Annotated in this window: 10 protein-coding genes and 1 tRNA gene; 10 read left to right on the plus strand and 1 reads right to left on the minus strand. The window is 62.1% G+C overall.

Annotation, left to right across the window (positions count from 1 at the left end; all coding sequences use genetic code 11):
- The first annotated feature begins 19 nt into the window (after window positions 1-19).
- The 8 genes from QEH68_RS09570 (at window position 20) to pyk (ending at window position 12,460) form a co-directional block, all read left to right on the plus strand.
- On the plus strand, window positions 20-292 hold the full coding sequence (locus tag QEH68_RS09570; RefSeq protein WP_207597212.1) for an HGxxPAAW family protein: 273 nt from the start codon (window positions 20-22) through the stop codon (window positions 290-292).
- Between the two features lie 2 nt (window positions 293-294).
- Complete coding sequence (gene trpC / locus QEH68_RS09575) at window positions 295-1,113, plus strand: indole-3-glycerol phosphate synthase TrpC (protein WP_280627783.1); 819 nt, start codon at window positions 295-297, stop codon at window positions 1,111-1,113.
- A gap of 114 nt (window positions 1,114-1,227) precedes the next feature.
- Window positions 1,228-2,601 (plus strand): tryptophan synthase subunit beta, encoded by a 1,374-nt coding sequence (trpB, locus tag QEH68_RS09580; protein WP_207597214.1) that lies wholly within the window; start codon window positions 1,228-1,230, stop codon window positions 2,599-2,601.
- On the plus strand, window positions 2,601-3,413 hold the full coding sequence (gene trpA, locus QEH68_RS09585) for a tryptophan synthase subunit alpha (protein ID WP_207597215.1): 813 nt from the start codon (window positions 2,601-2,603) through the stop codon (window positions 3,411-3,413). Before trpB ends, trpA begins: the two co-directional genes overlap by 1 nt.
- Before the next feature lie 20 nt (window positions 3,414-3,433).
- Complete coding sequence (gene lgt / locus QEH68_RS09590; protein WP_280627784.1) at window positions 3,434-4,588, plus strand: prolipoprotein diacylglyceryl transferase; 1,155 nt, start codon at window positions 3,434-3,436, stop codon at window positions 4,586-4,588.
- Window positions 4,589-4,847: 259 nt separating this feature from the next.
- The gene (gltB, locus tag QEH68_RS09595) at window positions 4,848-9,461 is read left to right on the plus strand and encodes a glutamate synthase large subunit (RefSeq protein ID WP_280627785.1); all 4,614 of its coding nucleotides are present in this window, start codon (window positions 4,848-4,850) and stop codon (window positions 9,459-9,461) included.
- Window positions 9,454-10,911: a glutamate synthase subunit beta gene (locus QEH68_RS09600; protein WP_207597218.1), complete on the plus strand. Its 1,458-nt coding sequence runs from the start codon at window positions 9,454-9,456 to the stop codon at window positions 10,909-10,911. Before gltB ends, QEH68_RS09600 begins: the two co-directional genes overlap by 8 nt.
- A 55-nt stretch (window positions 10,912-10,966) precedes the next feature.
- On the plus strand, window positions 10,967-12,460 hold the full coding sequence (pyk, locus tag QEH68_RS09605; RefSeq protein ID WP_089594632.1) for a pyruvate kinase: 1,494 nt from the start codon (window positions 10,967-10,969) through the stop codon (window positions 12,458-12,460).
- A gap of 130 nt (window positions 12,461-12,590) precedes the next feature.
- Here the strand turns inward: pyk and QEH68_RS09610 are convergent, their stop codons facing one another.
- Window positions 12,591-13,196 carry a response regulator gene (locus QEH68_RS09610; RefSeq protein ID WP_026540371.1) on the minus strand — a complete coding sequence of 202 codons (606 nt, stop codon included), beginning with the start codon at window positions 13,194-13,196 and terminating at the stop codon, window positions 12,591-12,593.
- Between the two features lie 196 nt (window positions 13,197-13,392).
- Between QEH68_RS09610 and QEH68_RS09615 the strand changes: the two genes are divergently transcribed.
- Together QEH68_RS09615 and QEH68_RS09620 are read left to right on the plus strand one after the other, a co-directional pair.
- A tRNA-Leu gene (locus QEH68_RS09615) sits at window positions 13,393-13,474 on the plus strand.
- Window positions 13,475-13,608: 134 nt separating this feature from the next.
- Complete coding sequence (locus QEH68_RS09620) at window positions 13,609-14,691, plus strand: site-specific integrase (protein ID WP_280627786.1); 1,083 nt, start codon at window positions 13,609-13,611, stop codon at window positions 14,689-14,691.
- The last annotated feature ends 35 nt before the right edge of the window (window positions 14,692-14,726 follow it).

Consider the following 14,726-nt stretch of genomic DNA (forward strand, 5'->3'; position numbering starts at 1 on the left):
CATCCTGAGGAGATTTCACATGAGCAAAACAACAGTGTCCGCAAACCAAGCTGAATCCACCATGGCCAGCCACGCTGACGCCATTGGCCACGGAAACAGCCCGGCTGCCTGGACCTGCGTACTTGTGATGCTGGTCGGTGCCCTGATTTCCTCCATCGCGTTCGTCATTGCCAGTACCCCGATCTTCATTGGCGGACTGGTTGTCATGGTCATCGGCCTGATCGTGGGCTTCGTCATGCGCAAGGCGGGCTACGGAGTGGGCGGCAGCAAGCTGCAGAACAACGGCCACTAATCGTGACCGTTCTTGATGACATCATTGTTGGCGTCAAGGAGGAGATGGAGACACGCAGCCGTCTCGTTTCCCTTGCGGAGCTGAAGGAACGCGCCGGAGGTGCCGCCCCGGCACACGATGCATGGGCCGCCCTGGGTGGTCCCTCATCCGTCCGCAACGACCTCAAGGTCATCGCAGAAATCAAGCGTCGCAGCCCGTCCAAGGGCGACCTCGCGCCCATCGCGGATCCCGCTTCCCTTGCGGTCCAGTATGCCGACGGCGGGGCTTCCGTCATCAGCGTCCTGACCGAACAGCGCCGTTTCGGCGGCTCGCTGGCCGACCTCGATGCCGTCCGCGCCGCCGTCGATATTCCCTTGCTGCGCAAGGACTTCACGGTGGACGAGTACCAGATCTGGGAAGCCCGTGCCCACGGCGCCGACCTCATCCTGCTTATTGTCGCGGCACTGTCGGACTCGGAATTGGCGGAGTTCAGCGCGCTCAGCCACGAGCTCGGCATGAACGTGCTGGTGGAAACCCACACCGAGGAAGAGATCGAGCGCGCCGTCGCGGCCCAGGCCAAGATCATCGGCATCAATGTCCGCAACCTCAAGACCCTCGACGTCGACCGCTCGGTTTTCGGTTCCCTGGCTGGATTGATTCCTGCCGAGGCCGTCATCGTCGCCGAGTCGGGTGTGCGGGGCGTGGACGACGTCTCGCATTACGCCGCGGGCGGCGCCAACGCCATCCTGGTGGGGGAGGCGCTTGTCAGCGACTCCACGCCGCGCGAACGCATCACTGAATTCAAGGCAGCTGGAGCTGCCGCCATCGCCGTCAGGAACTGAGGCAGTCACTGAATCACGGCGAACTGTCGCAAGGCAGCCCGGGCTTGAGCCTGCGGCTGCCTTGCGGCACGTGGAACTACCCAATGAACTAACTGGAACAGGACGGTGAGACTGATGGTCAACGCGCCAACAGCCGGCTCAGAAGAGAATGCGGCTGACGCATTCCTGCAAGGTGGCCCTTCGCTGCGCAACGCCTCCGGGCCCTATTTCGGCAACTACGGCGGACGCTGGATGCCCGAGTCCCTCATCGCCGCCCTCGACGAAGTCCAGGACACCTTCGAGAAAGCCAAAGCTGACCCCGAGTTCATCGCTCAGCTCAAGGACCTCAACAAAAACTACTCCGGCCGGCCTTCCCTCCTCACCGAAGCCAAACGCTTCTCCGAGCACGCCGGCGGAGCACGCATCTTCCTCAAGCGCGAAGACCTGAACCACACCGGGTCCCACAAGATCAACAACGTCCTGGGCCAGGCCCTCCTCGCCAAGCGCATGGGCAAGACACGGGTGATCGCGGAAACCGGCGCCGGACAGCACGGCGTGGCCAGTGCCACGGCGGCAGCTTTGCTTGGCCTGGAATGTGTGGTCTACATGGGTGCCGAGGATTGCCGGCGCCAGGCCCTGAACGTTGCCCGCATGCAGCTGCTCGGTGCCACCGTGGTACCCGTGACCAACGGCTCCCAGACACTCAAGGACGCCATCAACGACGCCCTGCGCGACTGGGTCTCGAACGTCGAACACACCCACTACCTTCTGGGTACTGCGGCCGGGGCACATCCATTCCCTGCCATGGTCCGCTATTTCCATGAAGTCATTGGCGAGGAAGCCCGCAGCCAGATCCTGGAGCAAACAGGCAAGCTCCCCGATGCCATTGCCGCATGTATCGGTGGTGGGTCCAACGCGATCGGCCTGTTCCACGCTTTCCTTGACGACGCATCCGTCAAGATCTATGGCTTTGAAGCAGGCGGAGAAGGTGTCGAGACCGGTCGCCACGCGGCTGCGATCTCCCTGGGCCGTCCCGGTGTCCTGCACGGCGCCCGTTCCTACCTCATGCAGGACGAAGACGGCCAGACCATCGAGTCCCACTCCATCTCTGCGGGTCTGGACTACCCCAGCGTGGGTCCGGAGCACTCATACCTGGCCGACATTGGGCGCGTCACGTATGAGGCGGTCACGGATACCGAAGCGATGGATGCCTTCAGCCTCCTGTGCCGGACCGAGGGCATCATTCCCGCCATCGAGTCCTCGCACGCCTTGGCCGGCGCCATCAAGATCGGCCATCGGTTGACCGAAGGCAAGGAGAACCCTTCCGACGTCACGGTGATCGTGAACCTGTCCGGTCGTGGAGACAAGGACGTGGAGACGGCCGCGGCCTGGTTCAACATGTTGGATGAAGAAGGCCACGTCAAGGGCACTACGTTATCTACCCGTAAGCCCAAGGGCCCCACCGAGCGCACGTCCGATGCCGGGGATGTCAACGAGGACCAGAACTGATGACTGAAGAATTCGCCAGCAAATCCGCTGCCGCCATCGATCGTGCCAAGGCAGAAGGCCGTGCCGCCCTGGTGGGCTACCTCCCCGCGGGGTACCCCACCGTCCAGGAAAGCATCGAGGCGGGCATCGCCTTGGCCCGCAATGGCGCTGACCTCATCGAGATCGGCATCCCGTACTCCGATCCTGTGATGGACGGCCCGGTCATCCAGGCTGCAACCACCGAGGCGATTGCCAACGGATTCCGTGTCAGCAACGTTTTCGACGTTGTTGCCGGCATCACCGCCGCTACGGATGCGGCCGTGCTGGTCATGACCTACTGGAACCCGGTCATGCGCATGGGTGTCGATGAATTCTCCCGGCGCCTGGCCGAAGCCGGGGGAGCAGGGCTCATCACCCCCGACTTGGTCCCTGACGAGGCTCATGAGTGGTTCGAGGCCTCGGATAAGTACGGCTTGGACCGGGTGTTCCTCGTGGCACCTTCGTCCACCCCGGAGCGACTTGATATGACCGTCAAAGCAAGCCGTGGATTCGTCTACGCTGTCTCAATCATGGGCGTCACCGGAACGCGCACCTCTGTCAGCAGCAGTGCTGAGGACGTGGTGGCCCGTGCCCACGCTGCCGGAGCCGGGCGCGTGTGCGTCGGTTTGGGCGTGTCCAACCCGGACCACGTCCGTGAAATTGCCGGCTATGCTGACGGCGTGATCGTTGGAACCGCCCTGGTGGCGGCTCTCCGCGATGGCGGCGTGGACGCTGTCGGGCAACTCACCAAGAACCTCAGCGCCGGCTTGGGCCGCGCAGCTGCAGAAGCCTAGAAAAGGAAACAGCGAAGCGAATGCAGACCGTCCTCCACGCAGCGGCAATGGTCCCCATGAGTATCCCGAGCCCATCGTGGTCCGGTTTCGACATTCCGCTACCGTGGGGGACGCTGCGTATCCACGCTTACGCCCTCTGCATCCTGGCGGGCATCATCGTTGGCCTGTGGCTGACGTCGGCCCGATGGAAGCGCCGTGGCGCTCCTGAAGGCAGCCTGTGGGACATTGCCATCTGGGCAATTCCTTTCGGCATCATCGGCGGCCGGCTCTACCATGTGTTCTCCTCGCCTGACGCTTACTTCGGTCCGGGCTTTGACGGTTCCGGGGACCTGTCCCTGATTCCGCAGATTCAGCGAGGCGGACTCGGCATTTGGGGTGCCGTCATCCTGGGTGCCGTGGGCGCGTGGATTGGTTGCCGCCGGGCAGGCGTCAAACTGACGGCTTTCCTGGACGCAGCTGCGCCGGGACTCCTGCTGGCCCAGGCGATCGGCCGTTTGGGGAACTGGTTCAACCAGGAACTCTTCGGTGCGCCGACCACCTTGCCTTGGGGACTGGAGATTGATCCAGCCAACGCGAACTTCCCGCCGGATATGGCGGCAGGCACGCTGTTCCACCCCACGTTCCTCTACGAGATGCTGTGGAACCTGCTGGGCGTGGCCATCCTTCTGCTGCTGGACAAGAAGTTCAACTTCCGGTGGGGCCGGCTCTTCTGGCTCTACGCGGTGTACTACACCCTGGGCCGGGTGTGGATCGAGGCGTTGCGCATCGATGATGCTGAACAGATCAATCTGTTTGGCATTACCACCAGGCTCAATGTGTGGACCAGCATCTTTGTCTTCATTGCTGCGCTGGCCATCTTCTTCATCCTCGGCCGCCGGGGACGGCCTGTGCCCGACACTCCTTACTTGGCGGGGCGCGAGCCTGAAGAGAAGGCCGGAAAAGAGCCCATTCCGGTGACGAGCGTCACCAGTCATGATGTGGACGCATCTGTCTCAGATACTGGTTCGCGTGGTAATCTCCCTGATAACCAAAGCGATTCGGGCCACGTTGACGAGCCGCAGAAAACAGCAGGGAAGCCGGAAAAGGACACCACGTCCGCCCCGGAATCCACATCTGCTGCAACTGCCGCAAGGAAGGCCCCCGGATCCACGCCGAAGGCTGACGACACCAAGTAGTCACGTTCGGTCAAGGGGCAACAGAGTCACCGCTCGTAGGGCCCAGTCCACAGCGTCGTGGCACCCCGGAAACCGGACCGCAGCATACCGATGTTCACTGGTCAAGCCGGGGCCAGAGGTCTGCGTAACTGTTCGTTGCGCTGGATCGGCTGGCCTACAATTCCAATTACTAGCGCTTTGTTGTGCCCGTCACAGGGCAGGCAAGGTGGGGCCAACGTTGTCCCTTCCATACGCACGATCTCGAGGAAGGACGTCTCCCATGACCCATCTTCATAACCCCGGTTGGTCCGAAAATATCGAACCTCAGGGTGCCATGTCTCCATTCAAGCGCTTTGCCGCGCTCCCGGAGGCCCAGGGTCTTTACAACCCTGATACGGAGAAGGACGCCTGCGGCCTGGCTATTATTGCCACGCTCCGCGGGGAACCGGGATACGACATCGTGGAAGCGGCTCTGACCGCCCTCCGCAATCTCGAACACCGCGGCGCCGTGGGCGCCGACGAAGGTACCGGCGACGGTGCGGGCCTGCTTATGCAGGTACCGGACGAGTTCTTCCGGGCCGTCACCGAATTCGAACTGCCCGCCCCTGGCCAGTACGTGGTGGGCACAGCTTTCCTCCCCGCCGAGTCCCGCGAAGCAGAAACCGCGAAGGCCGGCATTGAAGCGCTTGCAGCCGACGAAGGCCTGACGGTCCTCGGCTGGCGTGAAGTTCCAGTGGTCGCTGATCTGGTCGGCGCCATGGCACGGGCCTGTATGCCGTACTTCTCGCAGCCGTTCTTTGCCTCAGCCACCGGTGAGCAGCTTGAGCACAATGAGCTGGACTCCCGCGCTTGGCGCATCCGCAAGCGTGCCCAGAACAAGTTCGGCGTGTACTTCCCGTCGCTGTCCTCGCGCACCGTCGTTTACAAGGGCATGCTGACCACAGCCCAGTTGGAGCCGTTCTACCCGGACCTTTCGGATAAGCGCTTCAAGACGAAGCTCGCCATTGTCCACTCGCGCTTCTCTACCAACACGTTCCCGTCATGGCCTTTGGCGCAGCCTTTCCGCACCATCGCGCACAACGGTGAAATCAACACGGTCAAGGGCAACCGCAACTGGATGCGTGCGCGTCAGTCGCAGCTGGCCAGCCCGCTGCTGGGTTCCGTTCCCGAAGAGCTGTACCCGATCTGCACCCCCGGTGCCTCGGATTCCGCTTCCTTCGACGAGGTTGCCGAGCTCCTGTGGCTGTCCGGCCGCCCCATCACGCACTCCATCATGATGATGATCCCGGAAGCGTGGGAGAACCACGCCACCATGGATCCCGCCCGCCGTGCTTTCTATGAGTACCACTCACTGCTCATGGAGCCGTGGGACGGTCCGGCCGCTGTTTCCTTTACTGACGGCAACCTCGTTGGTGCAACCCTGGACCGCAACGGCCTGCGCCCGGGACGCTACTGGATCACCGAAGACGGCCTCATCATCTTTGCCTCCGAAGTTGGGGTGATCGAGGTAGAGCCTTCCAACGTGGTCAAGAAGGGCCGCGTCGCCCCCGGCAAGATGTTCCTGGTGGACACCGAAGCCGGACGCATCATTGACGACGCCGAGGTCAAGGCCGAGGTTGCTGCTGCCAATCCGTGGGCTGAATGGCTCAAGGACAACCTGATCGACATCAACGAGCTCCCTGAGCGCGAGCACGTGGTCCACACCGCGGCGTCGGTCAACATCCGCCAGCGCACGTTCGGGTACACCACCGAAGAGCTCAAGATCCTGCTCGGCCCGATGGCCCGCACGGGTGCCGAGCCCCTGGGTGCCATGGGTTCGGATACTCCTGTTGCCGTGCTTTCCAAGCGCCCACGCCTGCTGTTCGACTACTTTGTGCAGTCCTTCGCCCAGGTCACCAACCCGCCGCTGGACGCCATCCGCGAGGAACTGGTCACTTCACTGAAGTGTGCCATCGGCCCCAACGGCAACCTCCTGGACGGCAAGCAGGTCCGCCAGCCGCAGATCTCCCTGCCGTTCCCGGTCATCAACAACGACCAGCTCGCCAAGATCGCGAACATCGAGACGCCCGACGGCGACCGCATCGCCATGAAGGTCCGCGGCCTTTACCGCCCGGAGGGTGGGGAAGCGGCACTTCGTGCACGCCTGACCGAAATCTGCGAACAGGTTTCCGGCGCGATCAACCGCGGTGTGCAGTACGTGGTGCTGTCCGACCGTGACTCAAACGCACAGTGGGCGCCGATTCCCTCGCTCCTGCTGGTCAGCGCCGTTCACCACCACCTGCTCCGCAGCGCCAACCGCACCAAGACCGCGTTGGTGGTTGAGGCCGGCGATGTCCGCGAGACGCACCACGTCGCCGTGCTCATTGGCTACGGCGCATCCGCAGTCAACCCATACCTGGCCATGGAATCGGTGGAACAGCTGATCTCCAACGGTGACGTCACAGGCGTCACCGCTGAAGACGGCGTCTACAACCTGATCAAGGGTCTCGGCAAGGGTGTCCTGAAGATCATGTCCAAGATGGGTATTTCCACCGTGGCTTCCTACACGGGCGCCCAGACCTTTGAAGCGCTGGGCCTGTCCCAGGAGCTCGTGGACGAATTCTTCTCCGGCACGCATTCCCAGCTGGGGGGCGTCGGCTTGGACGTCATCGCTGCCGAAGTTTCGGCGCGCCACCAGATGGCCTACCCCGAAGGTGGCATCGAGCACCCGCACCAGCCGCTTCTTGGCGGTGGCGAGTACCAGTGGCGCCGCGACGGTGAACCGCACCTCTTCAACCCTGAGACTGTGTTCCGCCTGCAGCACGCTACCCGCGAACGCCGGTACGACATTTTCAAGGCCTACACCAAGGGCATCGACGACCAGTCCGAGAACCTGATGACCCTGCGTGGGCTCCTGAAGTTCAAGGACGGTGTACGCCCTGCGGTTCCGCTCGAGGAAGTGGAACCGGTCTCCAGCATCGTCAAGCGGTTCTCTACCGGTGCCATGAGCTACGGCTCCATTTCCAAGGAAGCGCACGAGACCCTGGCCATTGCCATGAACCGTTTGGGCGCCAAATCCAACACGGGTGAAGGTGGCGAGGACGTTGACCGCCTGCTGGATCCGGAGCGCCGCTCTGCCATCAAGCAGATCGCTTCCGGCCGCTTCGGCGTCACCAGCCTGTACTTGACCAACGCCGACGACATCCAGATCAAGATGGCCCAGGGTGCCAAGCCCGGCGAAGGTGGCCAGCTGATGGCCCAGAAGGTCTACCCCTGGGTAGCCCGGACGCGTCACTCGACTCCCGGCGTTGGACTCATTTCCCCGCCCCCGCACCACGACATCTACTCGATCGAAGACCTCGCACAGCTCATCTACGATGCCAAGCGCGCCAACCCTTCGGCCCGTGTCCACGTGAAGCTGGTTTCGGAAGTCGGGATCGGCACGGTGGCGTCCGGCGTCACCAAGGCGAAGGCCGACGTCGTACTTGTTTCAGGTCACGACGGCGGTACCGGCGCCTCGCCGCTGAACTCGCTCAAGCACGCGGGCGTGCCGTGGGAACTCGGCCTGGCCGAGACCCAGCAGACCCTCATGCTCAACGGTCTCCGCGACCGCGTGGTGGTTCAGGTGGATGGCCAGCTCAAGACCGGCCGCGACGTTGTTATTGCTGCCCTGCTGGGTGGCGAGGAATACGGTTTCGCGACTGCTCCGCTGGTGGTTTCAGGCTGCATCATGATGCGCGTCTGCCACCTGGACACCTGTCCCGTTGGTGTTGCCACCCAGAACCCCGAGCTCCGCTCCCGCTTCAACGGCAAGCCCGAGTTCGTGGTCAACTTCTTCGAGTTCCTCGCAGAAGAAGTCCGCGAAATCCTTGCAGAGCTCGGTTTCCGCAGCCTGGAAGAAGCCATCGGTCACGCCGAGGTGCTGGACACCCGCGAAGCGATCAACCACTGGAAGGCCGAAGGGCTGGACCTCGATCCCATCCTGCACGGGCTGGAGTTCGACGACGACGTGCCGCTGCGCAACATGACCGGCCAGAACCACGAGCTGGACAAGCACTTTGACCAGCGGCTCATCACCATGGCCCAGGAAGCACTCAGCGACCGCATGCCCGTCAAGATCACCCTCGACGTCATTAACACAGACCGGTCCGTGGGTACGATGCTGGGCCACGTGGTGACCAAAACCTTCGGCATCGATGTCCTGGCGACCGACACCATCGACGTCACGCTCAACGGCACCGCAGGCCAGTCGCTCGGAGCGTTCCTGCCCGCGGGCATTACGCTGCGGATGTTCGGCGATTCCAACGACTACGTCGGCAAGGGTCTCTCCGGCGGCCGCATCATCGTCCGCCCGGACCGCACCAACGTGTTCCAGGCAGAGCGCAATGTCATTGCAGGCAACGTCATCGGCTACGGTGCCACCAGCGGCGAGATGTTCCTGCGTGGCCAGGTTGGCGAACGCTTCCTGGTCCGCAACTCCGGTGCGACCGCCGTCGTCGAAGGTATTGGCGATCACGGGTGCGAATACATGACCGGTGGCCAGACCTTGATCATCGGGCGCACCGGCCGCAACTTCGGTGCCGGCATGTCCGGTGGTACCGCCTATGTGCTGGACCTGCAGCCCGAGCGTGTCAACAAGATGGCCCTCGACACCGGCGAACTCCAGCTCCTGGAGCTCGATGCCGAGGACCGCGACATCGTTCACGGCCTCCTCACCAAGCACCTTGAGGAAACCGAATCCGTCCTGGCCGGCCGTCTGCTCGAAAACTTCGACGACACCGCCGCCCGCATCACCAAAGTACTGCCCCGCGACTACGCAGCAGTCCTGCAAACCCGTCTCGACGCCATTGAAGAGGGTTTGGACCCCGATGGCGAAGAAGTATGGTCTCGAATCCTGGAGGTAACCGGTGGCTGATCCACGCGGATTTCTGAAAGTCCGGCAGCGCGAAACGCAGCCACGCCGTCCTGTTCCCGTCCGCATCATGGACTGGAAAGAGGTGTACGAAGCACAGGAAAAGGGTGTCCTGAAGAGCCAGGCCGGCCGCTGCATGGACTGTGGCGTTCCGTTTTGCCACCAGGGTTGCCCGCTGGGCAACCTGATTCCTGAGTGGAACGACCTCGTGTGGCGGGATAAGGGTGAAGAAGCGATTGAGCGACTTCATGCCACGAATAACTTCCCGGAATTTACGGGCCGTCTGTGCCCTGCACCTTGCGAAGCGTCCTGCGTGCTGGGTATCAACCAGCCTGCAGTGACCATCAAGCAGGTCGAGGTTTCGATCATCGACCAGGCCTTCGACAACGACTGGGTCCAGCCGCTGCCGCCGACGCGCCTCACCGGCAAGACAGTGGCCGTGGTGGGATCCGGACCGGCAGGCCTGGCCGTGGCACAGCAGCTGACCCGTGTTGGCCACACCGTGGCCGTCTACGAACGCGACGACAAGATTGGCGGACTGCTCCGCTACGGCATCCCCGACTTCAAAATGGAGAAGGAACAGGTTGACCGCCGCCTGGAGCAGATGAAGGCCGAAGGCACCCGCTTCCGGACCGGAGTCGCCGTCGGTACAGACGTGACCTGGGAGCAGCTGCGTCGCCGTTACGATGCCGTCGTAGTCGCCACCGGTGCTACCGTGCCGCGTGACCTGCCCATCCCGGGCCGCGACCTTGAGGGCGTCCACTTCGCCATGGATTACCTGGTTCCTTCGAACCGTATGGTGGCAGGGGAGAACCCCGAAAACCACATTGATGCCCGCGGCAAGCACGTTGTCATCCTCGGTGGTGGCGATACCGGTGCTGACTGCATCGGCACCGCCCACCGCCATCAGGCTGCTTCGGTGACCACGCTCGCGATCGGCAAGCAGCCGCCGTCGGAACGTGCAGGACACCAGCCGTGGCCGACGTTCCCCACCCTCTTCGAGGTCGCAAGCGCCCACGAAGAAGGCGGCGAGCGTACCTACCTTGCGTCCACCGTTGAGTTCGTTGGAGAAAACGGCAAACTCACCGGCGTCAAAGTTGCTGAAACCGAGTTCGTGGACGGCAAACGCCTGCCCAAGGCCGGTACAGAACGGATCATCCCAGCTGACCTGGTCTTCCTGAGCCTTGGCTTTACCGGCGCCGAGCCGGCAGGAATCACGGAGCAGGTCAGCGCAGAGTTCGACGGTCGGGGCAACGTTGCCCGCGACGGCTACTACATGACGAACACCGAGGGCGTGTTTGTTGCCGGCGATGCCGGACGTGGCCAGTCACTGATTGTGTGGGCCATTGCGGAAGGCCGTGCATGTGCGGCCGCAGTGGACAAGTTCCTGATGGGAAGCACCATTCTCCCGGCACCGGTCGCCCCCACCGACCGGGCAATAGCGGTCTTATAGCGCCGGCAGGAACGTTTCTTTTACTCAATCAGCATGAACTACTTAGGGTAGGTATATGAGACGCGCGAAAATTGTGGCAACTTTCGGCCCGGCTATCTCCAGCTTCGACAACACCCTCGCGGTGCTGGAGGCCGGCGTCGACGTTGCTCGCATGAACATGAGCCACGGCGACTACTCCGTGCATGACATCACCTACGAAAACGTCCGCAAGGCTGCGGCGCAGCTGGGCAAGCCTGTTGCGATCATGGCTGACCTCCAGGGACCCAAGATCCGTCTTGGCCGTTTTGTTGACGGACCCCACGAGCTGGCCGTCGGCGACACCTTCACCATCACCACCGAAGACGTACCCGGCACCAAGGACATCTGCTCCACCACGCTCAAGAGCCTCACTGAAGACGTCAACGTGGGCGATGCCTTGCTGATCGACGACGGCAAGGTGGCCATGCGTGCCATCGAGGTTGACGACGTCAAAGTAGTCGCCACCGTTACTGTTGGCGGCAAGGTTTCCAACAACAAGGGCATCAACCTGCCCGGTGTTGCCGTCAACGTCCCCGCCTTGAGCGAAAAGGACGAGGACGACCTCCGTTGGGCCCTCAAGCGCGGCGCCGACCTCATCGCCCTCTCGTTCGTGCGTGATGCCTCAGACATCAAGCGCGTCCACGAGATCATGGACGAAGAAGGCCGCCGTGTTCCGGTGATCGCCAAGATCGAAAAGCCGCAGGCAGTGGAGCAGCTCCACGAAATCATCGACGCCTTCGACGCCATCATGGTTGCCCGTGGCGATCTCGGTGTCGAGCTGCCGCTCGAAGAGGTGCCGATTGTCCAGAAGCGTGCCATTGAACTGGCGCGTCGCTGGGCCAAGCCGGTCATCGTGGCCACCCAGGTCCTGGAATCCATGATCGACAACCCGCGTCCGACGCGTGCCGAGGCTTCAGACTGCGCCAACGCAGTTCTCGACGGCGCCGATGCAGTCATGCTCTCCGGCGAAACCTCTGTGGGCCAGTACCCCATCGAAACCGTCAAGGTCATGGCCCGGATCATCGAGTCCACCGAAGTTCACGGCCTCGAGCGCGTCCCCCCGCTGGGTACCAAGCCCAAGACCCGCGGTGGCGCCATCACCCGTGCCGCCGTCGAAATCGCCGACCAGCTGGACGCAAAGTACATCTGTACTTTCACCCAGTCCGGTGACTCGGCACGCCGCCTTTCGCGCCTCCGCCCCGTCAAGCCGGTCTTCGCGTTCACACCGGTGGAGCACGTCTGGAACCAGCTTGCCCTCACCTGGGGCATCCAGCCGGTACTGGTCCCCTCCGTGGGCCACACCGACGAGATGACCGCACAAGTGGACAAGAGCCTGCTGGAAATGGATCTCGTGGACGAAGGCGACCTGGTTGTCATCGCCGCCGGTTCCCCTCCAGGACAGGCCGGTTCCACGAACTCACTGAAGGTCCACAAGGTGGGTGACCTCGCCGATACCTCCAAGGTTGACGACGGTTCACGCAAGGAACCTGTTGGCCCGTGGCCTGAAAAGAAGTCCAAGACCAAGAGCTAGTTCTTCGGTTGTTGAATGCGGGCCCCGCCTTATGGCGGGGCCCGCATTTTTGTTTGTTGGTGGTGAGTACGACGGCGGCCGCCCACCTCGCAGGAGGTAAGCGGCCGCCGTCGTTGTTGTGGTTCTTGCGTTAGTTGACCTGGTTGATGATGGTCTCGGCAACCTCACGCATGCTGAGGCGACGGTCCATGGAGGTCTTCTGGATCCAGCGGAAGGCTTCCGGCTCCGTCAGGCCCATCTTGGTGGTCAGGAGGCTCTTGGCGCGCTCTACAAGCTTGCGCGTGGCGAACTGTTCCTGGAGGTCGGAAACCTCGTTCTCGAGCGCCTTGATTTCCTCGTGGCGGGAGAGAGCGATCTCAATGGCCGGAATCAGGTCCGCGGGGGAGAACGGCTTGACGACGTAAGCCATGGCACCGGCGTCGCGTGCCCGCTCCACCAGTTCCTTCTGGCTGAAAGCAGTCAGAAGGACAACAGGCGCGATGCGTGCCTTGACGATTTTCTCAGCCGCCGAAATGCCGTCCATCACGGGCATCTTCACGTCCATGAGGACAAGGTCAGGCTTCAGTTCCTCGGCCAGCTGCACAGCTTTCTCGCCGTTGTCTGCCTCGCCGACGACGTCGTACCCCTCGCCCTTCAAAATTTCGATAATGTCCAGGCGGATGAGGGTCTCATCCTCGGCTACGACAACGCGTCGGGCCGGCTGGGCTGTGGGTGTGGACTCCGTCTGTTCGGTCACGGGATCTCCTTGAAAAGGTTCGGCGGGTTCATGTCCATCTTAGTGTGGACTCTTTGATGGCAGGTTTTTGTTGCATCAGCGCGCCCGGTTCTTTGAATCAGCCTATCTGCATGTATAGTAATTTCGCGTGCTGGGAAAGGATCGCGTTGCTCACAGACGTGAGCAGTCAGCGAGATTTAACTTCCCGGTAATCCGCGCCCGAGTGGCGGAATTGGCAGACGCGCTGCACTCAAAATGCAGTATCGAAAGGTGTGTGGGTTCGAGTCCCACCTCGGGCACTGTGTTGTCGCAGGTCAGGGGCCTATATGGCCCCTGACTGTTGACAAAACCCCCAAATCTGTTGACACGGAACTAGCATTTTTATGTGGCTAGTATCCGGAAACGCGTCAAAAAGGACGGCTCTTCGTCCTTCATGGTGGTCTGGCGCGACCCCAAGATCCGGAAGCGGCAAGGCATCACTGTCGACTCTGCGCATGAGGCTGAAACGCTCAAGCGGTTGCTCGATGCGAACGGTCAGTCCTTCGAAATCGCACAGCAGGCACTGTTAGACGACAGGGCGAAGATACCCACGGTTGGCGAAGTCTTTCAGGAGCATATCGACCTCCTGATCCGGCCCTCGAGTGGAACGGTGAAGACCTATCAGACGATGCTGGATCTCCATGTGAAGAAGGTCATTGGCCACGTCCCCGTCGACAAGCTTGACTACCGATTGATCGCCTACTGGGTGAAGTCGATGATGGCCAAGGGACGATCACCTAAGACAATCAAGAACGTCCATGGGCTGATCTCTGCTTCGATGAACACCGCGGAGATGCTGGGGTACATCACGCGCAATCCTTGCCGGGGCGTGCAGCTGCCGAGCGTGGAGAAGGCCGAGGACGAAATGATGTTCCTCACCCATGCTGAGTTCGGGTTGATCATGGACGGGATGGGGGAGCGGTACACGGACTTCACGAACTTCCTTGTGATGACGGGAACGCGCTTTGGTGAGGCGACGGCTCTGACGGTTGCTGACATTGACTTATTGGGGAAGCCGGCGACAGCCCGGATCAACAAGGCGTGGAAGCGGGACGGGAAGAACCAGTTCTACATCGGGCCCACGAAAACAGGTGCCCGCAAGAGGACCATCGGGCTGAACCCTGCTCTCGTGGACCTCTTGATTCCTTTGGTCGCTGGACGCCTTGGTGGTGACCTGCTTTTCACAACACCCAAAGGTGAGCGAATTGTTCACAAGCTCTACTGGCACCACTACTGGATGCCGGCGGTCAAGGCTGCCCACGAAGGCGGGTTGCGTAAGAATCCACGTATTCACGATCTAAGGCACACTCATGCCTCGTGGCTGATTCAGGACGGGGTCCCTATCTTCACGATCTCGCGTCGGTTGGGGCATGCGTCGACCAGGACTACAGAGGGCGTGTATGGGCACCTGATGCCGGAGGCGCTGCAGGCTGGGGCGGATGCGACCGAGCATCAGGTCGCGGCGTTTATGCGCTGAAGCGGTTCTGGGCCGTCAGGAGACGAGTCGATTGC

Source organism: Paenarthrobacter sp. OM7 (genome assembly GCF_029873575.1).
Lineage (GTDB): Bacteria > Actinomycetota > Actinomycetes > Actinomycetales > Micrococcaceae > Arthrobacter.